23 protein-coding genes and 1 riboswitch are annotated in these 24,112 nt (G+C 70.0%); of the genes, 7 read left to right on the top strand and 16 right to left on the bottom strand.

What is annotated here, in order from left to right:
* Nucleotides 1–151: 151 nt before the first annotated feature.
* Together ACQ859_RS03865 and glpK are read left to right on the top strand one after the other, a co-directional pair.
* Nucleotides 152–916, top strand: a complete 765-nt coding sequence (locus tag ACQ859_RS03865; protein ID WP_431259703.1) for a DeoR/GlpR family DNA-binding transcription regulator — start codon at nt 152–154, stop codon at nt 914–916.
* Nucleotides 917–984: 68 nt separating this feature from the next.
* Complete coding sequence (gene glpK, locus ACQ859_RS03860; protein ID WP_431264673.1) at nt 985–2,478, top strand: glycerol kinase GlpK; 1,494 nt, start codon at nt 985–987, stop codon at nt 2,476–2,478.
* Nucleotides 2,479–2,591: 113 nt separating this feature from the next.
* On the opposite strand, the gene ACQ859_RS03855 is transcribed toward glpK, so the two are convergent.
* The 3 genes from ACQ859_RS03855 to ACQ859_RS03845 all read right to left on the bottom strand — a co-directional run bounded on the left by ACQ859_RS03855 (nt 2,592) and on the right by ACQ859_RS03845 (nt 6,173).
* On the bottom strand, nt 2,592–3,170 hold the full coding sequence (locus tag ACQ859_RS03855; RefSeq protein WP_431264672.1) for a TMEM165/GDT1 family protein: 579 nt from the start codon (nt 3,168–3,170) through the stop codon (nt 2,592–2,594).
* A 78-nt stretch (nt 3,171–3,248) separates the two neighbouring features.
* A riboswitch (yybP-ykoY riboswitch) is annotated at nt 3,249–3,382 on the bottom strand.
* A gap of 14 nt (nt 3,383–3,396) precedes the next feature.
* Nucleotides 3,397–4,773, bottom strand: a complete 1,377-nt coding sequence (locus tag ACQ859_RS03850) for a M16 family metallopeptidase (protein ID WP_431264671.1) — start codon at nt 4,771–4,773, stop codon at nt 3,397–3,399.
* Complete coding sequence (locus ACQ859_RS03845; protein WP_431264670.1) at nt 4,770–6,173, bottom strand: M16 family metallopeptidase; 1,404 nt, start codon at nt 6,171–6,173, stop codon at nt 4,770–4,772. The genes ACQ859_RS03850 and ACQ859_RS03845 overlap by 4 nt, the downstream gene beginning before the upstream one ends.
* Nucleotides 6,174–6,369: 196 nt before the next feature.
* Between ACQ859_RS03845 and ACQ859_RS03840 the strand changes: the two genes are divergently transcribed.
* Nucleotides 6,370–6,753, top strand: a complete 384-nt coding sequence (locus ACQ859_RS03840) for a VOC family protein (protein WP_431266454.1) — start codon at nt 6,370–6,372, stop codon at nt 6,751–6,753.
* 16 nt (nt 6,754–6,769) lie between these two features.
* Here ACQ859_RS03840 and ACQ859_RS03835 read toward each other — a convergent pair whose 3' ends face one another.
* Nucleotides 6,770–8,077, bottom strand: coding sequence for an NAD(P)/FAD-dependent oxidoreductase (locus ACQ859_RS03835; RefSeq protein WP_431264669.1), 1,308 nt, complete (start codon nt 8,075–8,077; stop codon nt 6,770–6,772).
* A 62-nt stretch (nt 8,078–8,139) separates the two neighbouring features.
* Here ACQ859_RS03835 and ACQ859_RS03830 point away from each other — a divergent pair, with 62 nt between their 5' ends.
* Nucleotides 8,140–8,832 carry a helix-turn-helix transcriptional regulator gene (locus ACQ859_RS03830; protein WP_431261344.1) on the top strand — a complete coding sequence of 231 codons (693 nt, stop codon included), beginning with the start codon at nt 8,140–8,142 and terminating at the stop codon, nt 8,830–8,832.
* A gap of 3 nt (nt 8,833–8,835) precedes the next feature.
* Here the strand turns inward: ACQ859_RS03830 and ACQ859_RS03825 are convergent, their stop codons facing one another.
* Entirely contained in the window at nt 8,836–9,930 is a 1,095-nt protein-coding gene (locus ACQ859_RS03825; protein ID WP_431264668.1) for an acyltransferase family protein, read from the bottom strand.
* Between the two features lie 193 nt (nt 9,931–10,123).
* Nucleotides 10,124–10,693: a hypothetical protein gene (locus ACQ859_RS03820; protein WP_431264667.1), complete on the bottom strand. Its 570-nt coding sequence runs from the start codon at nt 10,691–10,693 to the stop codon at nt 10,124–10,126.
* Nucleotides 10,694–10,759: 66 nt separating this feature from the next.
* On the opposite strand from ACQ859_RS03820, the gene ACQ859_RS03815 reads away from it, so the two are divergent.
* Nucleotides 10,760–11,767 carry an XdhC family protein gene (locus tag ACQ859_RS03815; protein ID WP_431264666.1) on the top strand — a complete coding sequence of 336 codons (1,008 nt, stop codon included), beginning with the start codon at nt 10,760–10,762 and terminating at the stop codon, nt 11,765–11,767.
* 33 nt (nt 11,768–11,800) lie between these two features.
* Here the strand turns inward: ACQ859_RS03815 and ACQ859_RS03810 are convergent, their stop codons facing one another.
* The 3 genes from ACQ859_RS03810 to ACQ859_RS03800 all read right to left on the bottom strand — a co-directional run bounded on the left by ACQ859_RS03810 (nt 11,801) and on the right by ACQ859_RS03800 (nt 13,436).
* A complete protein-coding gene (locus tag ACQ859_RS03810; RefSeq protein ID WP_431259713.1) occupies nt 11,801–12,178 on the bottom strand; it encodes a type II toxin-antitoxin system VapC family toxin in 378 nt (125 codons plus the stop codon).
* Entirely contained in the window at nt 12,175–12,384 is a 210-nt protein-coding gene (locus ACQ859_RS03805; RefSeq protein WP_431264665.1) for a hypothetical protein, read from the bottom strand. The genes ACQ859_RS03810 and ACQ859_RS03805 overlap by 4 nt, the downstream gene beginning before the upstream one ends.
* 374 nt (nt 12,385–12,758) lie before the next feature.
* A complete protein-coding gene (locus tag ACQ859_RS03800; RefSeq protein WP_431264664.1) occupies nt 12,759–13,436 on the bottom strand; it encodes a DUF6515 family protein in 678 nt (225 codons plus the stop codon).
* A 247-nt stretch (nt 13,437–13,683) separates the two neighbouring features.
* Between ACQ859_RS03800 and ACQ859_RS03795 the strand changes: the two genes are divergently transcribed.
* Complete coding sequence (locus ACQ859_RS03795; RefSeq protein ID WP_431264663.1) at nt 13,684–14,346, top strand: glutathione S-transferase family protein; 663 nt, start codon at nt 13,684–13,686, stop codon at nt 14,344–14,346.
* 88 nt (nt 14,347–14,434) lie between these two features.
* On the opposite strand, the gene ACQ859_RS03790 is transcribed toward ACQ859_RS03795, so the two are convergent.
* The 7 genes from ACQ859_RS03790 to ACQ859_RS03760 all read right to left on the bottom strand — a co-directional run bounded on the left by ACQ859_RS03790 (nt 14,435) and on the right by ACQ859_RS03760 (nt 22,803).
* On the bottom strand, nt 14,435–16,873 hold the full coding sequence (locus ACQ859_RS03790) for a penicillin acylase family protein (protein ID WP_431264662.1): 2,439 nt from the start codon (nt 16,871–16,873) through the stop codon (nt 14,435–14,437).
* Nucleotides 16,870–17,463 (bottom strand): response regulator, encoded by a 594-nt coding sequence (locus tag ACQ859_RS03785; RefSeq protein ID WP_431264661.1) that lies wholly within the window; start codon nt 17,461–17,463, stop codon nt 16,870–16,872. Before ACQ859_RS03785 ends, ACQ859_RS03790 begins: the two co-directional genes overlap by 4 nt.
* A gap of 221 nt (nt 17,464–17,684) precedes the next feature.
* Nucleotides 17,685–19,208: an ABC transporter substrate-binding protein gene (locus ACQ859_RS03780; RefSeq protein WP_431264660.1), complete on the bottom strand. Its 1,524-nt coding sequence runs from the start codon at nt 19,206–19,208 to the stop codon at nt 17,685–17,687.
* Between the two features lie 9 nt (nt 19,209–19,217).
* Nucleotides 19,218–19,934 carry an ABC transporter ATP-binding protein gene (locus ACQ859_RS03775; RefSeq protein ID WP_431264659.1) on the bottom strand — a complete coding sequence of 239 codons (717 nt, stop codon included), beginning with the start codon at nt 19,932–19,934 and terminating at the stop codon, nt 19,218–19,220.
* A gap of 95 nt (nt 19,935–20,029) precedes the next feature.
* Nucleotides 20,030–20,998, bottom strand: a complete 969-nt coding sequence (locus ACQ859_RS03770; protein WP_431264658.1) for an ABC transporter ATP-binding protein — start codon at nt 20,996–20,998, stop codon at nt 20,030–20,032.
* Nucleotides 20,995–21,804 (bottom strand): ABC transporter permease, encoded by an 810-nt coding sequence (locus ACQ859_RS03765; RefSeq protein ID WP_431264657.1) that lies wholly within the window; start codon nt 21,802–21,804, stop codon nt 20,995–20,997. The genes ACQ859_RS03770 and ACQ859_RS03765 overlap by 4 nt, the downstream gene beginning before the upstream one ends.
* A gap of 36 nt (nt 21,805–21,840) precedes the next feature.
* Nucleotides 21,841–22,803 carry an ABC transporter permease gene (locus ACQ859_RS03760; protein ID WP_431264656.1) on the bottom strand — a complete coding sequence of 321 codons (963 nt, stop codon included), beginning with the start codon at nt 22,801–22,803 and terminating at the stop codon, nt 21,841–21,843.
* 257 nt (nt 22,804–23,060) lie between these two features.
* On the opposite strand from ACQ859_RS03760, the gene ACQ859_RS03755 reads away from it, so the two are divergent.
* Nucleotides 23,061–24,104, top strand: coding sequence for an Abi family protein (locus ACQ859_RS03755; RefSeq protein ID WP_431264655.1), 1,044 nt, complete (start codon nt 23,061–23,063; stop codon nt 24,102–24,104).
* Nucleotides 24,105–24,112 lie beyond the last annotated feature (8 nt).

Raw genomic sequence — 24,112 nt, 5'->3', positions numbered from 1 at the left:
AATTGGCCGGACAGTCAAACGGCCACCCTGCGATGGCCGTTGGAAAGTTCGCAATTCTGTTCTTCTTTTTTCTTTTTAGCGCGAATATGCGCGTTTCGATTGAGGGTTAACCCGATCATTTGTTCGTTTCGGTTCCTTTAGCCTGCGCGCCATGAATCCGAACCCTCGTCAGAACGACCTGCTGCAGGAGGTGCGCGCCCATGGATCGGTGAGCGTCGAGTCGCTCGCCGAGAAATTCGGCGTGACGCTGCAGACGGTGCGCCGGGACGTGCAGCGCCTGTCCGAAGCCGGCCTGGTGCAGCGCTTCCACGGCGGCGTGCGCGTGCCCTCGTCGACCACCGAGAACATCGCCTACCGGCAGCGTCAGGCGATGCAGGCCGACGGCAAGGCGCGCATCGCGCGCGCCATCGCGGCGCGCATCCCGGCGGGCTGCTCGCTGATCCTGAACCTGGGCACGACGACGGAGGCGGTGGCGCATGCGCTGCTGCGCCACAAGGGCCTGCGCGTCATCACGAACAACCTCAACGTCGCGATGATCCTGAGTGACAACCCGGACTGCGAACTGGTGATGGTCGGCGGCTCCGTGCGGCACCGTGACCGCGGCATCGTCGGCGAGGCAGCGGTCGACTTCATCCGCCAGTTCAAGGTGGACATCGGGCTGATCGGCATCTCGGGCATCGAGTCCGATGGCAGCCTGCGCGACTTCGACTACCGCGAGGTGATGGTGGCGCGGACCATCGTCGAGCATTCGCGCGAGGTGTGGGTCGCGGCGGACGCGACCAAGTTCAACCGGCCCGCGATGGCCGAGGTCGCCCGATTGCCCCAGATCGACGCGCTGTTCACCGACGAGCCGCCGCCGGAGCCTTTCCCCGCACTGATGGCGGATGCGGGCGTGGAGCTCGTCGTCGCGCCGTAGCATCGCGACAGGGTTCTCTCAAAAAGCAGTTCAAGAAAACGCCAAGAGCACAACGAGCGAGACAAGCCATGACCTACCTGCTGGCCCTGGACCAGGGCACCTCGAGTTCGCGCGCGATCGTCTTCGACGCGCAGGGGCGCATCGTCGCGATGGCGCAGCGCGAGTTCCGCCAGATCTATCCGCAGCCGGGTTGGGTCGAGCACGATGCCGATGAAATCTGGGAAACGCAGCTCGCCGTCGCGCGCGAGGTGCTGACCAAGGCGTCGCTGAAGGCGTCCGAGGTGAAGGCGATCGGCATCACCAACCAGCGTGAGACCACGCTGGTGTGGAACCGCAAGACCGGGCGCGCGATCCATCACGCCATCGTCTGGCAGGACCGCCGCGCCGAGCCGCAATGCGCCGCGTTGCGCGAGCAGGGTCACGGTCCGCGCATCCAGGAGAAGACGGGGCTGGTCGTCGACGCGTATTTCTCGGGGACCAAGCTGCAGTGGATCCTCGACCACGTCAGCGGCGCGCGCGACGCGGCGGAGCGCGGCGAGCTCGCGTTCGGCACGGTCGACAGCTGGCTGATCTGGAAGCTCACGAACGGCGAGGTGCACGTCACGGACGTCAGCAACGCGTCGCGGACGATGCTGTTCAACGTGCGAGAGAACCAGTGGGATGAAGAACTGCTCGCGCTGCTGCGCATTCCGAAATCGCTGCTGCCTGAGGTGAAGCCGTCGGCTTCCGAATTCGGCCGCGTGGCGCCGGAGCATCTCGGCACGGCACTGATGATCGGCGGCATCGGCGGCGACCAGCAGAGCGCGCTGTTCGGACAGGCCTGCTTCGAAGCCGGGATGGCGAAGAACACCTACGGCACCGGCTGCTTCATGCTGATGCACACGGGACCGCGCTTCCAGACCAGTGCGAACGGGCTGATCACGACGAGCGCGGCGCAGATCGATGCGACGCCGCAGTACGCGCTGGAGGGCAGCGTCTTCATCGGTGGCGCGGTGGTGCAGTGGCTGCGCGACGGGCTGAACGCGATCAAGGGCAGCGGCGAGGTGCAAGGGCTCGCGGAGAGCGTGCCCGACGCAGGCGGTGTGATGTTCGTACCGGCCTTCACCGGGCTCGGCGCGCCGTATTGGGACGCGGAGGCGCGCGGCGCGATCGTGGGTCTGACGCGCGGATCGACGGTGGCACACATCGCGCGCGCGGCGCTGGAGAGCATTGCGTTCCAGAGCGCGGCACTGCTGCAGGCCATGAGCCGCGACGCCGTGGCGGCCGGTGGCGCGCCGGTCAGCGAACTGCGCGTCGACGGCGGCGCGTGCGTGAACGACCTGCTGATGCAATTCCAGGCGGACCTGCTCGGCATCCCGGTCGTGCGTCCGAAGGTGATCGAGACAACGGCGCTCGGCGCGGCGTACCTCGCCGGCCTCACGGCGGGCGTCTACGGCAACCTCGGCGACATCGGCCGCAACTGGCAGACGGAACGCACCTTCCGCCCGACCATGTCGCGCGACCGCGCCGAGACGCTGATGGCGCAGTGGGAGCGTGCGGTGAGACAGGCCTCGGCGCGCTGACCGAGCCCCCCTTCGGGAGGCCCTCTTCAGAGGGTTAGGTCTTCACCAAGCGCATGATCGCGATCAAGGACATGAACTGGGCCATTCGGGCCCGGTTCATGTCCGTTGATTGATCAGAACCCTATCGACTCGCCGGCACCGAGCAGCGTCAAGACGCCCAGCACCGCGAAGATGATCGCCGCGATGCCGTGAACCAGCCGCACCGGCATCTTGTGCGCGAGCTTGTCGCCCACGAACACCGCCGGCACGTTGGCGATCATCATCCCGAAGGTCGTGCCCGCGACCACCGGCCACAGGTCGTTGAAGCGCGCCGCCAAGGCCACCGTCGCGATCTGCGTCTTGTCGCCCATCTCGGCCAGGAAGAAAGCCACGATCGTCGTGCCCAGCACGCCCAGGCGGAACTTGCCGCCGGTCTCCTCGTCATCGATCTTGTCGGGGATCAGCGTCCACACCGCCATCGCGATGAAGCCCACGCCCAGCACCCAGCGCAGCGTCTGCGGTGACACCTGCGTCGTGATCCAGCTGCCGACGGCACCGGCGCACGCGTGATTCACCAGGGTCGCGATCAGGATGCCCAGCACGATCGGTCCCGGCTTGCGGAAGCGCGCCGCCAGGATGAAGGCCAGCAATTGGGTCTTGTCGCCGATTTCGGCGAGGGCCACGAGGCCGGTGGAGATGAGGAAGGCTTCCATGAAAGACTCAGCGGCCGAGACATACCAATGACCATGTCGCCGCCGGCCGCAAAGTCCGGGGACATGGTCAAAGGTCTCGCCAGGCTGGGAACCCGTGGGTTCCTGGCTACCTCGCGCCATGAGCCAAGGCTCAAGTCTGTTGACGCGGGTCTGCTGAATCAGCCCGTCGGGCGACGGGCGGGGTGCAGCGGCTACTCCCCAATGACAGCCTTCATTGTAATCGCTGTCAGTCCCGGCCACGCGCGCTGCGCCGGCTCCGGGGGCCCGCGTCACCGAGCAGCAGCAGATGTGTGCGGGTATCGCGCCAGCTGGAGCCCATCAGCAGCTGCAGCACCGGCGCGCTCACGGCGCGCACGCGCTGCGGCCACTGCACGCAGTCCTCCAGTTCACCGGCGGCCAGCGCCTGCGACAGCAGCGCATCCGGCGCCTCCGCGAGCTGGAACTCCCACTCGCCTTGCGCCAGCGCCTGCGCCAGCGCGAGGTCCTCCGGCGTCACCGGTTCGGCCGCGAGCAGCGGCAGTTGCTCGCGCAACTGCGCGAGCTGATCGGGCACCGCCGCCGCCGGCAGCGTGACACTCAGGCGCCAGCACAACGCGCCGCCGAGCGATTCCATCTCGCTGTCCCACGGCCAGGGCAGCCGTGCCGCCAGCCGTTGGTGCATCAGCGTGCGCGCCAGCTCGCGCAGCGCGGGCGGGGTGCCGCGCGGCACCGGCGTCTGCACGATCAACCGGCAGCCCTGCCCTTGCGGCAAGGGCAGGAATTGCGCGATCGCCGGCGTGGGCGCCGCGGCCGGCAGCGACACCGCCGGCGTCGGGCCGGCGGGCGGCAGCTTCGCCACGCGCCAGCCGCCCATGAAGTCCTCGGCCAGACCGCGCGCGGTCTGCAGGCTCAGGTCGCCCGCGAACAGCAGCACCGCGCGCTCCGGCCGCCAGTACTGCCGGTGGAAGTTCAGCACATCCTCGCGCTTCAGCCGCTTCAGGCTGGCCGAGGTCTGCACCGGTTGCGCCCGCCCGCGGAACTGCCGCCGCACCGCCCACGGCGCGAGCAGCAGCGCATCGGCGCGCCGCAGCACCAGCGCATCGAGGGCGCGGCTGCGGATGTGCTCCAGCGATTCGAAGGCGAGCAGCGGCCGCTGCGTCAGGTCCGCCAGCAGGTTGACCGCGTCGTCGCACTGGTCGGGCAAGGCCTCCAGCACGATCTCCGCCGTCGACGGCGTCAGCTCCAGCCGCAGCGGCAGGCCGAGCAGATCGCCCGCATAGGCGATGTCGGCGGACTCCATTTCCTCGCCGTCGCGCTTCGCGCCCTGCGCGAGCATCGACAACGCCACTTCCGCCAGCCCGTCCTTGCCTGCCGGGTCGCGCAGCCAGCCGCCCTCGCCGATCAGCCGGACCGCCGTGCGCGGCGCGCCGGGTCGCGGCAGCACGACCACGCGCAGGCCGTTCGCGAGCTTCGTCTGTTCCAGCGGCAACGGCAGCGGCGAAGGTGCCGGCGGCGCTTCCGGCGGGCGATCGAATCCATCCTGCGCCAGCGCCGGCCAGGCGGTCGACCCCGACACGATCGCGGCGCCGAGCATCAGTCCGCGGCGGTTCAGATCGACGGTCATGCCGCCACTCCCGCGGCGGCGCCGATGTCCGCGAGCAGCGTCAGCACCGGCGCCTGCACGACCTGCTTGCGCCAGAACTGCTGCACGTCCGCGCCGCTCAGCTTGATCCACACGGCCATGTCCCTGGCTGGCGCACCGGCATCGCCCCGCACCGCCCACGCGGTGCCGAGCGACCTCGCCAGACGGTCCGCGGTCCAGTCGGCCGACAAGGTCTCGCGTCGCAGCAGCGCCTTGGCCTTGTTGAGTTCCTCATCGGTCACCGGCTCGTCGGCCAGGCGCAGTACTTCCTGCTGCAGGGCCTGCGCCACCGGCGCGGCCGTCTGGCCGTGCGCCGCGAGCGCCTGCGCGACCAGCAGGCCCGCGTCGCGATGGGCGTCGAGCCGCAGGCTGAGCTGATGCGCCAGCGCCTTCTCGTCGACCAGCGTGTCGGTCAACCGGCCGGACCGGCCCAGGCCCAGCAGCGCCTGCGCGAGCTGCCACATCGGCGTCGACGGATCGTCGGCGCGCGGCACCTGCCAGACCAGCGCGGCCGCCGGCAGCGGCGCCCGCGCGAGCGACAGCTTCAGCGTCTGGCTCTGGGGGCGGCGCGATTCACGAAGCTCGCGCGGCTCCGCGGCGGGCGTCGATGCGGACGACGAGGTGGACGGCGCGTTGGGGGTCGATGCGACCGCGGACGACGACGGCAGCGATGCCGTGGCGGCGGGCGCCGAGGTCGACGTCGACGTCGACACCGGCCCCTGCGCGCCTTGCGCCGGCATCGGCGGCCGGATCGAGCCGAAATAGTGCAGCACCCAGCGCGCGACCGCCGCCTCGTCGAAGGCCCCGGTGATGACGAGCAGCGCGCGGTCGCACCCGAAGCGGCTGGCGTGGAAGGCGCGCACGGCGTCGATGTCCAGGTCCTTCAGCTGCTCCGGATCGCCGAGCGCGCCACGCTGGTACGGATGCGTCAGGTACCCGCTGCGCTGGACGGCGAGGTCCAGCCGCGCGTAGGGATTGAGTTGCGGCGCCAGCACCGCCTGGCGCAGCTGCTGCCGCGCCGTGGCGAGCGTGTCCGGCTCCAGCCGCGGGTTGCTCATGCGCTCGGCCTCGGCCCACAGCACGCGTTCGAGCTGGTGGGCAGGCACGACGGTCTGCAGCGCGGCGAAGTCCTCGTCGATCTCGATGCCGCTGCGGCCGCCGGCCGAGGCGATCAGGCGGTTGAACTGGCCGGGTTCGAGATAACGGCTGGCGCCGGCAATGAGCCGGAGCACCAGATGCGTCATGCCGCTGCGGCCGGTGGGATCGTCGCGGCCGCCGCAGCGATAGACCACGCGCACCGCCGCCTGCGTGCCGGCGACCGGGCGCGCCAGCCAGAGCAGGCCGTTGGGCAGCCGTTGCGGCTCGAGGGACGGGACACTCATGGGCGGCAATCCTAGCTGCCAATCCGCTGTCAGCAGCCGGTCCGCATCATGGACGCGACATCGTCCTACAAGGCGGCCCACCCGAATCGGGGGCCCGGAAGGGCGATGAGGAGCCCGGCGCGTGCCGGTGCCCCGCACGCAGGGGACAAACGCCCCGCCGTCATCGCCACGCCAAGGAGATCCCGCCATGAGCGCTCTGAATTTCGCCTACACGATCGTCTACGTCGAGGACGTGGGGGCGTCGCTGGACTTCTTCGAGCGCGCCTTCGGTCTGCGGCGACGTTTCCTGCACGAGTCCGGCGCCTACGGCGAGCTGGAAACCGGCGCCACGACGCTGTCCTTCGCCCGGCACGACATCGCTCGCGGCAACCTCGGCCAGGACTACCGGAAGGCCGAGGACGGATCGCCATTGGGCATGGAGATCGGCCTGTCCACGCAGGACGTCCCCGCCGCCTACGCCCAGGCGCTGGCCGCCGGTGCGCAAGGCCTGACCCCGCCGATCACCAAGCCCTGGGGCCAGGTGGTGGCCTACGTCAGGTGCCCGGACGGCACGCTGGTCGAGATCTGTACGCCGATCTGACCGCGGCTGGCGCGACTCACGCGTCGTCCCCAACGCCAGGCCGCGGCTCCACCACGATCCGCGCGTGGCGCTGGAAGGTGAAGTACGCCCAGGCCCAGTCCGCGAACACGCGGACGCGGTTGCGGAAGCCGATCAGGAAGTACACGTGCACGAACAGCCAGAACAGCCATGCGGAGAAGCCGCTGAACTGGATCGACCCCAGGTCGGCCACCGCCGCCTTGCGGCCGATCGTCGCCAGGTTGCCGTAATCCATGTAGCGGAACGGCGCTTCCGACCGCCCCCGCATCCGCGCCAGGATCTGCCGTGCCGCGTGCCGGCCGGCCTGCTTTGCTCCCGGGCTGACGCCGGGCACCGGCTTGCGGCTGCCGTCCTTCTCGAGGCTGGTCGCGGCGGCCATGTCGCCGACGACGTAGACCTCCGGATGGCCGGGGATGTTCATGTGCTCGTCGACGACCACGCGACCGGCGCGGTCCAGCGGCACGTCCAGCGTGCGGGCCAGCGGCGACGCCGCCACGCCGGCCGCCCAGACCTTGGTGCGCGACGCGATGCGTTCCCTGCCGCCGTCGGCGGTCTGGAGATCGACACCCTCCTCGTCGATGCCGACGACGCGGCAGCCGGTCCGCACCACCACGCCGATGCGCTCCAGCTGCGCCTGGGCCTGCGCCGACTGCGCCGGCTTGAACGCCGCCAGGATCCGGTCCGAGCCCTCCACCAGCAGCACCTGCGCGCGGCTGGGATCGATGCGGCGGAACTCGTCGCGCAAGGTGTGGCGGGCGATCTCGGCCAGCGTGCCGGCCATCTCGACGCCCGTCGGCCCGCCGCCGATGACGACGAAATTCAGCCAGGGCGCGCGGCTGTCCGCGTCGGGCAGCGTCTCGGCGCGCTCGAAGGCGCTCAGCAATCGCGCGCGCAGCTGGAAGGCGTCGGCGAGCGTCTTCAACCCGGGCGCATGGGTCTGCCACTGGTCGTTGCCGAAGTAGCTGTGCGTCGCGCCGGCGGCCACGATCAGATGGTCGTAGCGCAGGCGCTGGCCGTCGGCGAGCACGACCGCCCGCGCGTCCTTGTCGATGGCCTCGACATCGGCCATCAGCACCGTGAGGTTGCGCTGATGACGCCGCATGTGGCGGATCGGCGAGGCGATCGACGGCGCGGACAGGCCCGCCGTCGCGACCTGGTACAGCAGCGGCTGGAACAGGTGGTGGTTGCTGCGGTCGATCAGCGTGACGCGGACCGGTGCGCCGTCGAGGACCTTGGTGGCCTCCAGGCCACCGAAACCGCACCCGACGATCACGACATGGGGAAGCACAACATGTGGGTCAGCCATGCGACGCATCGTAGCGGGGATGACGACCCGGACAGGTCATGCCCATGGCCCACAATCGCCGGATGCGCCGCGCCGACCGCCTCTTCCAGATCGTCCAACTCATCCGTGGACGCCGCCTCACGACCGCCGAGTTCCTCTCCCAGCGGCTGGAAGTCTCGATCCGCACCGTCTATCGCGACGTCGCCGCGCTGCAGCAGCAGGGCGTGCCGATCGACGGCGAGGCGGGCGTCGGTTACCGCATGCGGGTGGGCTTCGAATTGCCGCCGCTGATGTTCAGCGCTGAAGAAGCCCAGTCGCTGGTCGCCGCGGTGCGGCTGGCGCAGCCGCAACTCGACGCGGTGCTCGGCCAGCGCGCCGAGGAGGCCCTCGGCAAGATCTTCGCGGTGTTGCCCGGCAGCGCGCGCGCGGCGGCCGAGAGCCTCACCGTCTACGCGCCGCAGCGCGGCCTCGATCCCGCCACGCGGGAGCGCCTGACGCACCTGCGCCAGGCGACCGAGTCCCGCACCAAGCTGCGCCTGCACTACCTCGACCTCAGCGACCAGACCAGCACGCGACTCGTCCGGCCGCTGGCCTGCTTCTTCTGGGGACCGGTGTGGACCTTCTCGGCCTGGTGCGAGCTGAGAGAGGACTTCCGCAGCTTCCGCGTCGACCGCGTACAGCAGCTGGAAATGACGGAAGAGCGCTTCCGCGACGAACCCGGCAAGACGCTCGCCGACCTGCAGCGGCGCGAGAACGCGCGGGAAAACTGGGCCTAGGCCTCAGCGGACCGCGACGCCCTGCGGCAGCACCGCGGCGCGCGGACGCCAGCGCAGCAGCGGCGCCTCGATCCAGCGGTGGAACGGCAGGGCCGCCAGGTTGCTGAGGATCCAGGCCGCCACCAGCGCCAGCGGCGCGAGCGCGTCCAGCATGGGCGCGGGGCTCTCGGCGCGGTGCTCGTACAGGGCGTTCACGAGCAGGCAGACCGGGAAGTGGATCAGGAAGAGCGCATAGGCATGGCGCGCCAGCGACTGCACCGGCGCCTGCCCGTGCCGCTGGAACCACGCCGGCAACGTGCCGCGGCGCCACAGCACGATGACGAGCGCCGTCAGCGCGGCCACCACCAGACGCTCCCGGAACTGCAGCGCGAGCGCGGCGACCATCAGTCCACCGAGGGCCAGCAGGCCGGCGCGACGCGCCGCGGGCGCCCAGCCCTGGCACCAGCACAGCAGCACGCCCAGGCCATAGGCGCCGAAGAAGTACAGGGCATAGGCATCCATGTCGGCCATGCGATTGAACTTCAGCAGCGAGGCGGCGCACAGCGCGCCGACGACGGCCGGCGCCATCCATTGCCGCGACGCGCGCGTCACCGGCAGGCAGCGCAGTCCCCACATCACGAGCAGCAGCAGCGCGAAGAGCTGGAAATCGATCGCCACGTACCAGGCGCCGACGGTCAGCGCCTGAACCGACATCAGGTCGTGCAGCAGCAGCGCGTGGGCCAGGATCTGCGTCAGGTGGACCTCGCCCGGGACCAGTTCCGGCAACAGCGGCTGGACCAGCCACGACGACAGCAGCGTCAGGCCGATCGCCGCCATGAACGGCGGCACCAGGCGCCAGTAGCGCTGCGCCAGCAGCGCCGGCGCCGAGCGGCGCAGTTGCGGCTCCTGCGCCGACAGCGCCCGCGCGCTGAGGTAACCGCCCAGGACCAGGAACACCTGCACGGCCATGCGGCCGTAGTCGTAGAGCCAGCCCGACAGCAGCGGGAACAGGCCGTGCATCGCCTCGGCGATCGGTCCGTAGACCGACAGGTGATGCAGCACGATCAATTGCGCGGCGACGGCGCGCAGCGCGTCCAGCGGGAACAGGCGAGAAGCCATCGGAGGGTCGGCGGAATCGGTCGCCGTGGACTCCCCAGGGGATGCCGTCGGCGGAAAACGAAGCGGCCACCGCGAGGTGGCCGTTGGATTGCGCCGGATTCTATAAGCAAATCAACAAGTTACATCGATGCACAAATTCGGTGACGGTCGCGTGACGCCCGCCTGTCGGCTGTCGGGTCGCCGGTTGACGCGCTCAGCGCCTGGGGCGCGTGCGGGGCGGACGCGGCTTGGGTGCGGGATACAGCGTCCCGTTGAAGATCGCCGCGAACCAGCCGAGGTACCAGTCGACCAGCCGCTGCGGCCACGGCTTGGGAGGCGCTTTCACCGGCAGAGGACGGCCGGAGGGATGCCGGCGCTCGACGGCGGCCGCGAAGGCGGCGAGCCGCGCCCGGAGCGCCTGCAGGCCGGCGACCTTCGACGGCGTCGCCCCTTCGGCCTGGATCACGAGCGCCACGTGCAGCAGTGCGCGGTCGTCGCCGAGCGATTCCAGCCGCAACTGCGCCTGGCCCGTCACGGCACCGGTGCGAGGCCCGCGCCCCTCGAAGCTCAGGTGCAGGCGGCTGGGCGCGTCGAGATCGAGCTGCAGCACGCGTCCTTCGAATCCCGGCAGCGACAGCAGGAAAGCGCCCGGTGCATCGCCGGCCTGGAAGCGCGTGCCTTCGGGCAGGCTGTCCGCGAGCAGGGTCAGGTCGTGCAGCGTCTTCCAGGCCAGGGCCTGGGGAACGGGCAGGACGAGGTCGTCGTTGAGGGCGAGCGTGGGCATGCGGGGATTGTGAGCGCGCATGCCCGGTCCGGCACAAGCGGGAACGAAATTCGCTATGGTGCGCGGATGGACAACATGGACCTGCAGGTGCTGCGCCAGGTGCAGCAATGGGTGGACGCCGACCAGCGCGTCGTGCTGGGCACGATCACGCGGACCTGGGGCTCGGCGCCCCGACCGGTCGGCTCGATCGTCGCGGTCCGGTCGGACGGGCTGATCACCGGCTCGGTGTCGGGCGGCTGCATCGAGGACGACCTCGTGGCGAAGATCCGCGAGGGGACGCTGACCCTGAAGATGCCGGAGTTGATCCGCTACGGCGTCGGCGCGGAGGCGGCGCAGCGTTTCGGCCTGCCTTGCGGCGGGACGCTGGAGCTGATGCTGGAACCGGTCGGCGCGCACTCGGCGATCACTCCGCTGCTGGAGCGGCTGTCGCGCGGCGAGCGCGTGCTGCGCACGCTCGATCTGGCGACCGGTGCCGTCTCGCTGGCGGAGCCGGGCGAGCACGCGCGCGACGGCGCGGACCGGCTGGTGCTGAGCGACGCGCAGCTGGTGACGCACCATGGCCCGCAATGGCGGTTGCTGATCATCGGCGCGGGGCAGATGAGCCAGTACCTGGCGCAGATGGCGCTGGCGCTGGACTACCAGGTGCAGGTCTGCGACCCGCGCGACGACTACCCGTGGACGCTGATCGCCGCGCCGCTGACGCGCGAGATGCCGGACGACGTCGTCCAGCGGCTGAAGCCCGACGGGCACACGGCGATCGTGGCGCTGACGCACGATCCCAAGCTCGATGACCTGGCGCTGATGGAAGCGCTGCGCGGCCCGGCGTTCTACGTCGGCGCGATCGGCTCGCGCGTGAACCAGGCCAAGCGCCGCGCGCGGCTGAAGGAGCACTTCGACCTGACCGACGCGCAGCTCGACCGGCTGCACGGCCCGGTGGGCCTGCACATCGGCGCCCGCACGCCACCCGAGATCGCGCTGGCGATCCTGGCGCACATGACAGCGGAGCGGTACGGCGTGCAGGTCAGCAGCAGCGCGACGCCGACGGAGGGGAGCGAGGCCGGCTGCGTGGTCTGACCACGCTTTGACCATCCGACATGGTCTCTCCTTTCAGACCTGCACGATCAATTCGCTGTACTGCGGCAGTTGCCCATCAGCCGTGATCAGATGCGCTGCCTCGCTGATCGCTTGTGCAATGAGAAGGCGGTCGAAGGGGTCGTGGTGGTGCAACGCCAAAATCATGGTTGTCGCAGCATGCTCAGCGCTGACCGGCAATTCCGCAAAGCCACAGATCTTGATATTCCTGACCAGTTGATCAGGATCCACATCGATTCGACCAATTCGAGCCTTGATCGCAAGCTCCCAGATCGAGACAGCGGAGACATATACGGCGTCCGCCGTATCGATGAGATGTCGCGTCGCCGCCGTCAGTCGTTGGGAGCCTTCGACAACCCACAGGAAGATGTGCGTGTCGAGAAGCAAGGTCATACGCGACCTTCGAAGCTCGCGAGCACATGGTCAGGCAGCGGCGCATCGAAGTCTTCGGAAATGCGGATCTGCCCCTTGAGAATGCCATAGGGGACGCGTCGCTTTGCTGGCCGGAATTCGTCTCGAGCCGACGTCTGGGCGACGGGTGGTGGGCAGAGTGAAGTCGGGAACGGGAACCGCTCCACGGGCTTGGGAATCGTGTTCATCTTGAGCGCTGTCCAAGGAGAAGGAGGACGAATCAGTCTAGGACTCGTCTCTCTCCGGGCTCTTCGTCGAGGCGCTCAATTCGACGGCCGTTTGTCCTGCGTCAAAGATCCGATCGATCGTCGCCGCCAATCGTTGCGGGCAGGCGCCCAAGGGCATCTCTTTGGAATCCGCGAAGGCGGATCTGTGGCAGACGGAGTGACTCGCTTCGCTGGCTCTCGAGATGCCGCCGGACAGGGTCCAGCGTCTGGGACCCACTTGGCGGGGATCCGGCCGACCTCTTGATGTCTGACTCGTTGGGGCAATGGAAACGAAAAAGGGTCAGCACGCCGTGCTGACCCCCGCTCGACGTCAAAGCCCTCTCAGAGGGCGATGCTCATCGCATGCTGTATCCGCGCCCATCCATGCAAGCCTCCACCGCGCGGTTGAACACGCCGGCATCGTTCATCGCCGACGGTTGCGAGGTCGCCCAGCGGTTGCATTCCTGGCGGTCGGCCTCGGTCTGACCGGCCGACTGGCCGTTGCGCGGATAGATGATCGGATCGGGTCGCGGCGGCGCGACCGGCGCGGGGGTCGCCGCGTCGGCGCCGGGCGGCGGCGCGACGACCACATAGCCCGGTCCGGGCGCGGCCACCGTGTAATACGCACCGTTGGCGTAGTAGTACGGGTAGCCGCCGATGCGCAGCGTCACATAGGCGCTCGGCAGGATCGGCACCACGAAGCCCAGCGGCGGGGCGATCACGCGGAAGCTCGGTCCCCACGGCTGGTACCAGACGCCGCCGTGATACCAGTAACGGTTGCCCACGAAGACCGCGCCGCCCGGCAGGCCGCGCGAGACGTAGCCGGGCGCCGGGTAGTAGTGGTCGTGGTGGTAGCGGCTGTCCAGGCGCAGGCCGATGTCGACACGCGCCCCGCCGCCGCCATGATGCTGCGCGGACGCCAGACCCGCGGACAGGGCCAGCGCGACGGGAATCAACCAGCGAAGCTTGTTCAGGCTGCTCATGATCTGCTCGCGCCGTCCGGCGGCGCCCAGGAAGTCCAGACGCCCATTCAACGCCGCGGCGGTCGGCCACGTCTACGGGAGGGCGTTTCGCCGGGGTAAAGAACCATTGCTTCCGCGACGCCTGCGCACGCGTCCCTGCCCGTCGTCAGGTCGCGTCGACCACCTGAGCCGCCAGGACGGCCAGGACCGCAAGACGGATCAGCGATGATTCGCGCCGCCTGGCGCCTCCCCCGTCACGGCACGCACCACGAGACTCTCACGACACATTCACGCCGCCACCACGCGCCGCCCCGACGCCATGATCGAGCTCTACTACTTCCCCAGCAACGCCAGCTTCGCGCCCCACGTCGTCCTGCATGAACTGGGCGTCCCGTTCCAGCTCCGGCTGGTCGACCGCGACCAGGGCGAGCACAAGTCGCCCGCCTACCTCGCGATCAATCCGAACGGGCTGCTGCCGGCCATGCGCGACACGCGCGACGGCGCGGAGGACCTCGTGCTGTTCGAGACCGCCGCGATCCTGCTGCACCTCGCCGACACGCACCCCGATGCCGGCCTGATGCCGCCGCTCGGCAGCGCCCAGCGCGCGCAGGCCTACAAGTGGCTGATGTGGCTGACCAACACGCTGCAGCCCACCGTCATCGCCTACTACTACCCGGACCGCTTCGTCGCGCCGGGCAACACCGCCGGCAGCGCCGAGGTGAAGGCCCAGGCACAGGTCCGCGCGGGTGCGCAGCTCGATCTGCTCGCCGCCGAATTCGAGCGCCATGGCGGCCCGTTCATGCTCGGCGAGCGCTACTCGGTGCTGGACGCCTTCGCGTTCATGCTCTGCCGCTGGACGCGCAATTTCAGCGATCCGGCTCGCAACCGGCCGGCCCTCGGCACCTTCCTCGAACGGATGGCGCAGCGCCCCGCGCTGCAACGCGCGATCGAGACCGAGCGACTGCCGAAGCCCTGGTTCTGAGAGTCCCCGGGCGGCACCGGCATTCCGCCCGGCTGGTCGACACCGCGACCGCTCTCGCGAACCGTCTCGCCTTCACGGCTTCACGGCTTCACGGCTTCAGGACCAGCGTCCCGCGCGCATGCGACCGCACGTCCGCCTCGTCCAGCCATTCGCGGCGGTACTGCCCCTTGGCCAGCAGCGGGGCCTGGTCGCTGTAATGCCGGTCCGGCCAGACGCCGCTCTGCCCCACCGGATTGACGCCGAGCGCCTCCTGCGGCCGCGCGAAATCGATCAGCCGGCGCGTCGACGGCCCGTAGACCACGCCCCAGGGCGCGCTGCCGTTGCGCTGCGCGAGGTTGTTGGGCACCTCGTGCCCGCCGGGCACCGGGAACGGGCCCACGTTGAACAGCTGGTCGAGCGGCTTCTGCTTGCCCAGCGGATGCTCATGCGTCAAGGTGTGGACGGTGTCCCAGCGCCACGCCGTGCGGTCGGGCCCGAGCGTCATGTCGAGGTGCGCGAGCGCGGCCTTCCAGGCGCGGCGCACGATGTCGGTCTGCGTCTCGCGCTGCGGCGTCGACCGGTCGTCCCACCAGGGCGAATCGGCATCCGCCGTCAGCCTCGGCAGCGCCTGGTCGAGCGCGCGCGTGCGGCGCAGGTTCTCGAACTGCACCTCGCCGAGTTCGTCCTTCATCGCCGCGCGCAGCAACTCCGCGGTGAACTGCTGGAACAGCACTGGCGCCACCGCGTCGGCCTTGTAGGCGCCGTTCCAGCGCACCAGCGCCTCGACCAGCGACTGCTCCTCCGTCGAGGCCGACCCGCGCAGCAGCGGGATGATCGGCCGCAGCACGCGCGGGCCATAGTCGGTCTGCACGTCGAGCTGCAGCGCCTGGCTGTTGTGGATGTCCCAGCGCTTGCCCTGGTTCAGCAGCGCGTCCAGCCGCTGCCCCCGGTCGGCCAGGTTGTAGTAGCCCGGCACCGGCGTGCCGCCCGCCGGCTGGTAGTTGGCCGACAGCACATAACCGCGCGCCGGATTCTCCTCGTGCGGATTCGCGGAGAAGGGCAGGAAGCCGGGCTTGTCGGCCTCGTCCGTCGCGCCGTCGAGCACGAAGGTCGGGTTCACGCCCGCCGGCCGGATCGGCAGCTTCGCCGCCGCCCACCAGGCGATGTCCCCGGTCGCGTTGGCCCAGACGACGTTCAGCCCCGGCGCGTGGATCAGGCTGGCCGCCTCGCGCGCCCGGTCCAGCGTGTCCGCGCGGCCCAGCTTGTAGAAGCCGTCCATCACCGGGTTCTCGGTCTCCAGGAAGGCCCACCACATCGCCACGGGGCGCTCGCCGCGGTCGCCCGGGATCGCATCGTTGACGATCGGTCCGTGCGGCGAGCGGCGCAGCGTCAGCACCTGGTCCGGCTGGCCCTTGACCTTGAGCACCTCCTGGCGCGACGTCATCGGCACCCACCGGTCCTTGATCCAGACCTCGTTCGGATTCTCCGGGTTGACCTTCTCGGCGATCAGGTCGACGTCGTCGTTCTGGAACATCGTCAGGCTCCAGCCGAAGCGCTGGTTGTGCCCCAGCAGCGCCATCGGATTGAGCGCGAGGTGATGCCCGTAGAGCTCGAACTGCGGCGTGCGCAGATGCGCCTCCCACCACACGGCCGGGGCCGAATACGCGATGTGCGGATCGCCCGCCAGCAGCGGCTTGCCGCTGGCCGTGCGGCTGCCCGAGACGGCCCAGGCGTTGCTGCCCTCGAACTGGGGCAGGCCGGCGAGCGCCGCCGCGCGGCCGCTGACCTCGGCCAGCCGCGCCAGCATCGGTGCCACGTCGGCGAAGCGGCGGTCCGCCCCGGTCGGCGCGCCGCGGGATCCCGTCCCGTTCAGCGCCTGCGGCTCCAGCGCACCGTCCGGATGCCACTGCAGATCGAAGATGCGCAGGTAGTCCGGCCCGAGCTGGTCGCGGATGGCCGTCAGCGCCGGCTCGGTGCGGAACGCCGCCGCGAAGCTGTAGGCCAGGTAGCCGGCGATGCTGTAGGTGTCGGCGGCCGTGAACGGGCGCCTGGGAATGCCGAGGACCTCGAACTCCAGCGGCGCCGGCCGGCTGGCCTGGTATTGATTGACGCCGTCCAGGTAGGCGTACAGCGCGCGAACCGCGCCGGGCTGCGCCGTGATCGCCGAGGAGGCGGCCGCCAGTTCGTCGGCACGCTGGCGGATGCCGAGCGTGCGGAACAGCCGGTCGGTCTCGACCAGTTTCGGTCCCAGCACTTCGGCCAGCTCGCCGCGCGACAAGCGCCGCAGCATCTCCATCTGGAACAGCCGGTCCTGCGCATGCAGGTAGCCGAGCGCGCGGTAGAGGTCGTCCTCGTTGCGCGCGTCGATGTGGGGGACGCCCCACTCGTCGTAGCGCACGGTGACGGGCGCGCTCAGCCCCGACAGCTGCAGCTCGCCGTCGCGCACCGGCAGCTTCTTGTGGACATGCCAGGCCGCGCCGCCGGCGCCGATGGCCACGAGCGCGGCGAGCGTGATCGCGCCGCGCTTGAGCCAGCGACCGACGCTCATGGGCGGACCGGTCGGCGCAGGTTCGACAGCGCCTCGACGCGCTTGATCAGCTCGCGATCGTTCCAGGGCTTGTGGAACATCCCGTACAGCCCCTGGATCTGATGCAGGCGCGCATGGAGTTCCTCGTGACCGGTGATGGCGATCATCGGCAGGTCCTCGGTGGCCAGGGCGCCCTGCACGGCCTTGATCAGCTCGAAGCCGTCCATGTTGGGCATCTCGAGGTCGGTGATCAGCACGCCGAAGCGGGTCTGGCCGAGCAGCTCCATCGCCTCGACGCCGTCGCGCGCGGCGACGACCTCGTGGCCAGCGTCGCTGAACAGCTTCACCAGCTTGGCGCGCACCACGGCCGAGTCGTCGACCACCAGCAGCGGCAGGCGTTCCTGCGAAGTCTCCGCGGCGGCCGGCACCGGCGGGGGAACGACGGCGGCCGGAGCGGGCGGCAGCGGACGCGGCACGGGCGGCGGCGGCGCGCCGAAGTCACGGTAGTCGCCGCGGCGTACCGTGATGATGATGATCAGGATGGCCAGCGGGACCACGATCAGCAGCGGCAGCAGGAACGGCTGCAGGGTCTCAGGCAAATCAAACGGCATTCGGCACTCCGACTCCTCCCCAAACCGGGCACGCTACACGGTCGCGGGGCGTCACTGTAGAGGAAAAGCCCTCTCGGGGGATGGCCGGTGGATGACAGCCGACGAGCCGCCGCCGCGTTCGCGGGACCGACGTGCTCGCGCCACAGACCCCCTGAGGCGGGGTCGCCGCATCAGGGGGCACGATGGGGAGGTCATCCCGGGCCGGTCCGCCCCCGCATGATTCAGGTCCAGCTCAGCGCGGCGAGGTCGTTCGCGAACAGCGGCGTCCGGGTCCACAGGCCCTTCAATCCGGCGCGCGCCACGGTGATCCATTGCGGCTGGTACAGGAAGGCGGCGACGGCGTCCTCCGCCACCTTGCGCTGCGCCTCGCCGAACAGCTTCGCCCTCAGCGCGGGATCGGCGGCGTTCTGCATGCGGTCGTAGAGCGCGTTGAACGGCTCGCTGCGATAGCCCCAGTAGTAGTCCGCCCGGGCGAAGTTGCCGAAGTCGTGCGGCTCGACATGCGAAATGATCGTCAGGTCGTAGGCCCGGTTGGCGTAGACGCCCGACAGCCATTGCGCCCATTCGATCTGCTCGATCGCCACCGTGATGCCGACCGCCGCCAGCTGCGACGCGATCAGTTCGCCGCCCTGGCGCGCATACGGCACCGGCGGCAGCTTCAGCGACAGGCGCAGGCCGCTGACCTTGGCCTGGGCCAGCAGCGCCTTCGCCGCCACCGGGTTGTAGGCGTTGATCGCCGTGCAGTCGACGTAGCCCGGCGTGTCCGGCGTGACGAAGCTGCCGATCGGCACGCCATAGCCGTCCGCGCTGGCCTGGATCACGGCCTGGCGGTCGATCGCCATCGCGATGGCGCGGCGCACGCGGACGTCCTGGAGCGGCGTGCGCAGGTGGTTCATCGCCAGGATGGTCTTGGCACGCGACGACGCGGTGATCACCTGGAAGCGCTTGGGCTGGGCCTTGAACTGCGTCAGCGCACGCGCCGCCGCCACGCGCGGAAAGACGTCCACGTCGCCCGCCAGCAGCGCGGCGACCTGCGCGGCCGGCTCGCCGATGAAGCGGAACTGCACGCGCGGGATCCGGATCGCCGCCGTGTCGCGGAAGGTGGGCCAGGCGGCCAGCGTCAGGCTGGCGCCGCGCTGCCATTGCGCGACGACATAGGGGCCGGTGCCGACCGGCGCCAGCGCGTCGCGCCGGGCCGGCTGCGGCTTGGTGATGACCGCCGTCGCCTGCCCGAGCAGCGCGGGCAGGTCCGGCTCCGGCTGCTTCAAGCTCAACACCACCGTCAGCGGATCCGGCGTCGCGATTGCCACGATGTTGGCGAAGACGCGGCGATCCTTGTTCTGGCCGCTGGGCGAAGCGGACGCCTCGAACCGGGCCTTCACCGCGGCGGCGTCCAGCAGCGTGCCGTCGTGGAAGCGCACGCCGGGACGCAGCACGAAGGTCCAGGTCCTCAGATCCGGCGAAGCGCTCCAGCGCAGCGCCAGCAGCGGCTGGGCGGTGCCGTCCTCCGCCACCTTGGTCAGAGGCTCCAGCACGTTGTAGAGCATGATTTCGCCGATCGCGGCGGCGGCGCCGGTGGTCGGGTCCAGGCCCGGCGGTTCGAGCGTCATGCCGAGCACCAGCGGGCGCCCCGCGTTGCCTTGCGCGAACGCCGGCAGCGGCGCGGCGAGGGTCGCGCCGACGGCGCCGAGCGAGAGCAGATGAAAGCGGCGGCGGTCCAGGGCGGTCTTGGGCAGGGAGTCCATGGCCGGGGATCATGCCAAAGCGGCGAGCAGGTCCTGCGTGTACGGGTGTTGCGGTTCGCCCAGCACCCGGGCGGCGGAACCGTACTCGACGGCCTCGCCGCCGCGCAGCACCAGCGCGCGGTCGCACAGGACCTCGACGGCCGGCAGGTCGTGGCTGACGATGACGAGGCTGATGCCGTCGCGACGCTGCAGGTCGCGCAGCAGCGCCAGGATCTGCGCCTGCACGGAGACATCGAGCGCCGACAGCGGCTCGTCCGCGACGATCAGGCGGGGCCGCGTCGACAGCGCCCGTGCGATCGCCAGCCGCTGGCGCTGACCGCCCGAGAACTGATGCGGGAAACGCAGCGCGGCGTCGGCCTCGAGCCCGACGGCGGCGAGCACCTCCGCCACGCGCTCGCGGCGCTGCGCATCGTTCATCGGCAGGGCCAGCAGCGGCTCCATCACGCTGCGTCCGACGCGCCAGCGCGGATCGAGCGAGCCGTACGGATCCTGGAACACCATCTGCGCCTGCGGTCGCAGCGTGCGCCGGTGGCGCGCCGGCATTGCGTTCACGTCCTGCCCGTCCCACAGCACGCGGCCTTGATGCGGGCGCTCCAGCGCCATCACGAGCCGCGCCAGCGTGCTCTTGCCCGCGCCGGATTCGCCGATGACCCCGAGCGATTCGCCGGGCTGCAGCGTGAAGCCGATGTCGCGCAGGACCCTCCGTCCGCCGTAGCGTTGGCTCAACCCCTCCACCTGCAGCAGCGGGGTCGCCGCGACGGGCGGCCCCGATGGACTCGACGGACCTGTCGACGTCGAAAGGATCGCGGAGCACGGAACGGTCACGGCGCGACCTCCCAGCAGGCGAGCCGGCCATCGAATCGAGGCGGTTCCGCGCTGCAGCGCGCGGTCGCCAGCGGACAACGCGGCGTGAAGGGGCAGCCCTCGCCGAGCTGCGTCAGTGCCGGCACGTTTCCCTTGAGCGGATGCAGCGCCTGGTCACGTCCGGCCCCGAGCCGCGGCCGCGCCGCCCACAAGGCCTGCGTGTACGGGTGGCGCGGATGCGCCAGCAGCGCCGGCCCGGCGCCCTGCTCCATCACGCGACCGCCGTACAGGATCACCAGGCGATCGACGCGGCGTGCGGTCAGTGCCAGGTCGTGCGAGATCAGCAGCAGGCCCATGCCGCGTTCGGACACCAGGTCGCGCAGCAGGTCCAGCACCTGCACGCGCAGGCGCGCGTCGAGCGCGGTCGTGGGTTCGTCGGCGATCAGCAGGTCGGGCTCCGCGGCGAGTGCCATCGCGATCAGCGCGCGTTGCCGCTGGCCGCCGGACAGCTGATGCGGATAGGCGCGCGCCTGGCGCTCGTCGAGGCCCACGCGCGCCAGCAGCGCCATCGCCCGCTCGCGGGCGGATGCACGGTCCGGCTGCAGGCGATGGATCAGCATCGGCTCGGCCACCTGCGCCAGCACCCGCTGGAGCGGATTCAGTGCCGTCAGCGGTTCCTGGAAGACCATCGCGACCCGACGTCCGCGCAAGCCGCACCAGTCCTTCTCGTCCAGAGCGAGGAGCTCGCGGCCGTCGAGCGCCATCCGTCCTTCGACCTCGGCGCCTTCGGGCAGCAGACCCATCACCGCGAGCGCCGTCAGCGTCTTGCCGCTGCCGGATTCGCCGATGAGCGCGAGACTCTCGCCACGCGCCAGCGACAGATCGATGCCGCGCAACGCGTGCAGGCGCGCCCCTCCGCGACCGGGCAGGCGAACGTGGAGATCGCGGATCTCGAGCAGCGGCGCAGGGTCGCGGACCGGCGTCATCGCGGCTGCTCCTTCGGATCGAGCCGGTCGCGCAAGCCGTCGCCGAGCAGGTTCAGGCCGAGCACCGCCAGCGTGATCGCGACGCCCGGCGCCAGGGCGAGCTGCGGCGCCTCGAACATCAGCGTCTGCGCCTCGGCGAGCAGCCGACCCCAGCTGGCCTGCGGCGGCTGGGTGCCCAGACCGAGGTAGGACAGGCCGGCCTCGGCCAGGATCGCCAGCGCGAAGCTGGTCGTGCCTTGCACGATCAGCAGCGGCATCAGCTGCGGCAGGACGTGTCGCCACGTGATCGACCACGGCCCCTGGCCGGCAACGCGGGCGGCGAGCACGAAATCGCGCGTCCACCAGCTCTTGGCGCTGCCGTTGACCAGCCGCGCGAACGAGGGCACGGCATGCAGCCCGATCGCGGCCATCGCGACCGTCATGCCGGGGCCGAGCGCCGCCGCCAGCAGGATCGCGAGCAGCAAGGCGGGGAAGGCATAGCCGAGGTCGGCGCCGCGCAGGATGAGCGCCTCGACCGGACCGCGCCGCGCCGCCGCGAGCAGGCCCATCGCGGTGCCGGCGATGAGGCCGATGGCGACGGCCACGATGCCCACCAGCCACGCGCTGCGCGCGCCCGCCATCAGACGGCTGAACACGTCGCGACCCAGCTGGTCGCAGCCCATCCAGTGGGCGGCGCTCGGGGGCGCGAGCCGGCGCGCCATGTCGATCTGCTCCGGCGGCCACGGCGTCCAGACCAGCGACAGCAGCGCGGTCAACAGCAGCAGCGCGGTGAGCACGATGCCCACGACGAATCCGGCGCGCTTCATGTCCGGGTCCTCATGCCCACGACTTCCTGTCCGTCCTCATGCCTCGGTCCCCGTGCGCAGTCTCGGGTCGATCCAGCCGTGCAGCAGGTCCACCGCGAAGTTGAGCAGCAGGACCAGGGCCGCGAGTCCCATGACGCCGTTGCGCACGACGATCAGGTCGCGGTTGGCGATGGCCTGCGCCATCAGCCGGCCGAGTCCGGGCAGGGTGAAGACGTTCTCGATGACGATGGTGCCGGCGAGCAGGTTGGCGAACTGCAATCCGCCGAGTGTGAGCAACGGGATCGCCGCATGACGCAGGCCGTGACGCCACAGTGCGGCGCGACGCGACAGGCCCTTGGCGCGGGCGCTGCGCATGAAATCCTCGCGGACGATGTCGAGCAGCGCCGAGCGAGCGATGCGCGCCAGGATCGCAGCCTGCACCAACGCCAGCGAGACCGCGGGCAGCAACAGAGCGCGCAAGCCGGGCCACAGTCCGCCGCCGAGGTCTTCACGCCAGCCGGGGAAGCCGCCGGCGTCGAACCACTGCAGCTTCACGGCGAAGAACAGCACCATCAGCATGCCGAGCCAGAAGCTCGGCACCGCGAGGCCGAGCTGGGTCAGGCCCATGACGAGGTGATCCCCGGCGCGTCCCTGCTGGCTCGCGGCCCACCAGCCGGCGGCCAGCGCGAGCACGACGGTCAGCGCCATCGCGAGCAGGGCCAGCGGGAGCGTCAGCGCCAGCCGCTCCAGGATCAGGTCGGCGACGGGCGCGCCATAGGCATAGGACAGGCCGAGATCGCCTGTCACGAGTCCGGTCAGCCAGTCGAGATAACGGTGCCAGGCCGGCTGGTCCAGGCCCAGCTGGCGCGCGAGCGCGGCGACGGCCTCGGGCGGCGCCTCGGGGCCCATGATCAGTTGGGCGGCATTGCCGGGCAGCCATTCCAGCGCGCCGAAGATCAGCGCCGAGGCCGCCAGCAGCGTCATCAGCAGCACGGCGAGGCGCTTGAGCAGGTGGTTCATGGCGGGCGGGATCATAGGGGCAGCGGTCGGCTCGCGCCTCCACGGCGGGTTCGTCTTCGCCCCCTTGTCGTCAAGCCGGTTCGTATCCGCATGAGGAGGGATGCCGGTTCACCCGTCCTCGCGATTGCCGGCCGCGGACGTCGATCCGATGCTCATGCATTGATCGAACGAACGGCTCGACGCGCACAAGGGCCACCCGACGATGTCCTGCTCATTTCCTACTCATCTGTGCGATTCCGATGTTCTGGAGGCTCGCTATGATTCATCGCAACAGTTCCCCCACCTCTGTGCCCGGCGAAAGCGCGGGATTTCAAGTGGGGGACATCCTTTCTCCCCTCGCGGCCGCCAATGGCCCGCGACCCCTCAAGCCCTTCACATCCACTCACGAGCAGATCGAGCTGCTTCGTCGGCGTGGTCTCGACGTGCATCAAGAGCCGCAGGCTCATGCGGTCCTTCGTCGAGTCGGCTACTACCGCCTTTCTGGCTACGCGCACTCCCTGAAGCAATCCGGCTCTACCGGCAACGCCAGCGCCGAGGCCTTTCATGTTGGCGCTTCGTTCGACCAGGTCGTTGGCATTGCCGACTTCGATGCAGCACTCCGTCTCCTCCTGCTGGATGGACTTGGCACCATCGAGGTTGCAGTCCGCGCAGCACTGGTGGAGCGGCTCGGATCCATCGACGTCGAAGCACACCGCAACCCGAGGCTCTTCGACCGTCGATTCACGTTGCTTGACGCAAGTACCGGCACCTCATCCCACGACGAATGGTTGAAACGCTTTGACGCCCTTTGCGCGAAATCGAAGGAAGAGTTCGTCGAGCACCATCGACTTCGCTATGGCGGGCGGATGCCGATCTGGGCTGCGGTCGAAATTCTCGAACTCGGATTGCTGTCGCGACTGGTGGAAGGCCTCCAGTTCCGAGATGCCAAAGCAATGTCTCAGCACTTCGGCGTGGGGCATCCGATCGTGCTCAGGTCATGGATGCACATGTTCAATGTCGCCCGCAATCGAGCGGCGCATCACGTGCGAACGTGGAACCGGGCCACGACGAAGATTCCGCTGCTTCCGACCAAGGAAGCCCGGCCCGACCTTGAATTCCTGCACGGCGACGAACACGCGAAGACCCGTCTGTTCGGAACGCTCAGTTGCATGCGATCGATGATCCAGGCGATCTCTCCCCAAGACGATTGGCACCGACAGATCAAGGCCCTGATCGCTTCTTTTCCGAGGGCACACGGCCTGTCGTTGCGTGCAGCCGGTTTTCCATCGGGTTGGGAGACGCTCCAGCTCTGGGCCGACTGAGCGCCAGC

Origin of the sequence: Roseateles chitinivorans (genome assembly GCF_050632235.1) — a bacterium.
Classification (GTDB): Bacteria; Pseudomonadota; Gammaproteobacteria; order Burkholderiales; family Burkholderiaceae_C; genus Roseateles; species Roseateles chitinivorans_A.
This window is presented reverse-complemented; position numbering and strand designations above follow the sequence as displayed.

What these genes read in the sequence shown, in the direction of transcription:
- ACQ859_RS03865 (WP_431259703.1), top strand. Translation starts at nt 152, where the DNA reads ATGAATCCGAACCCTCGTCAGAACGACCTGCTGCAGGAGGTGCGCGCC.
- glpK (WP_431264673.1), top strand. Translation starts at nt 985, where the DNA reads ATGACCTACCTGCTGGCCCTGGACCAGGGCACCTCGAGTTCGCGCGCG.
- ACQ859_RS03855 (WP_431264672.1), bottom strand. Translation starts at nt 3,170, where the DNA reads ATGGAAGCCTTCCTCATCTCCACCGGCCTCGTGGCCCTCGCCGAAATC.
- ACQ859_RS03850 (WP_431264671.1), bottom strand. Translation starts at nt 4,773, where the DNA reads ATGACCGTCGATCTGAACCGCCGCGGACTGATGCTCGGCGCCGCGATC.
- ACQ859_RS03845 (WP_431264670.1), bottom strand. Translation starts at nt 6,173, where the DNA reads ATGAGTGTCCCGTCCCTCGAGCCGCAACGGCTGCCCAACGGCCTGCTC.
- ACQ859_RS03835 (WP_431264669.1), bottom strand. Translation starts at nt 8,077, where the DNA reads ATGGCTGACCCACATGTTGTGCTTCCCCATGTCGTGATCGTCGGGTGC.
- ACQ859_RS03830 (WP_431261344.1), top strand. Translation starts at nt 8,140, where the DNA reads ATGCGCCGCGCCGACCGCCTCTTCCAGATCGTCCAACTCATCCGTGGA.
- ACQ859_RS03825 (WP_431264668.1), bottom strand. Translation starts at nt 9,930, where the DNA reads ATGGCTTCTCGCCTGTTCCCGCTGGACGCGCTGCGCGCCGTCGCCGCG.
- ACQ859_RS03820 (WP_431264667.1), bottom strand. Translation starts at nt 10,693, where the DNA reads ATGCCCACGCTCGCCCTCAACGACGACCTCGTCCTGCCCGTTCCCCAG.
- ACQ859_RS03815 (WP_431264666.1), top strand. Translation starts at nt 10,760, where the DNA reads ATGGACAACATGGACCTGCAGGTGCTGCGCCAGGTGCAGCAATGGGTG.
- ACQ859_RS03810 (WP_431259713.1), bottom strand. Translation starts at nt 12,178, where the DNA reads ATGACCTTGCTTCTCGACACGCACATCTTCCTGTGGGTTGTCGAAGGC.
- ACQ859_RS03805 (WP_431264665.1), bottom strand. Translation starts at nt 12,384, where the DNA reads ATGAACACGATTCCCAAGCCCGTGGAGCGGTTCCCGTTCCCGACTTCA.
- ACQ859_RS03795 (WP_431264663.1), top strand. Translation starts at nt 13,684, where the DNA reads ATGATCGAGCTCTACTACTTCCCCAGCAACGCCAGCTTCGCGCCCCAC.
- ACQ859_RS03790 (WP_431264662.1), bottom strand. Translation starts at nt 16,873, where the DNA reads ATGAGCGTCGGTCGCTGGCTCAAGCGCGGCGCGATCACGCTCGCCGCG.
- ACQ859_RS03785 (WP_431264661.1), bottom strand. Translation starts at nt 17,463, where the DNA reads ATGCCGTTTGATTTGCCTGAGACCCTGCAGCCGTTCCTGCTGCCGCTG.
- ACQ859_RS03780 (WP_431264660.1), bottom strand. Translation starts at nt 19,208, where the DNA reads ATGGACTCCCTGCCCAAGACCGCCCTGGACCGCCGCCGCTTTCATCTG.
- ACQ859_RS03770 (WP_431264658.1), bottom strand. Translation starts at nt 20,998, where the DNA reads ATGACGCCGGTCCGCGACCCTGCGCCGCTGCTCGAGATCCGCGATCTC.
- ACQ859_RS03765 (WP_431264657.1), bottom strand. Translation starts at nt 21,804, where the DNA reads ATGAAGCGCGCCGGATTCGTCGTGGGCATCGTGCTCACCGCGCTGCTG.
- ACQ859_RS03760 (WP_431264656.1), bottom strand. Translation starts at nt 22,803, where the DNA reads ATGAACCACCTGCTCAAGCGCCTCGCCGTGCTGCTGATGACGCTGCTG.
- ACQ859_RS03755 (WP_431264655.1), top strand. Translation starts at nt 23,061, where the DNA reads ATGATTCATCGCAACAGTTCCCCCACCTCTGTGCCCGGCGAAAGCGCG.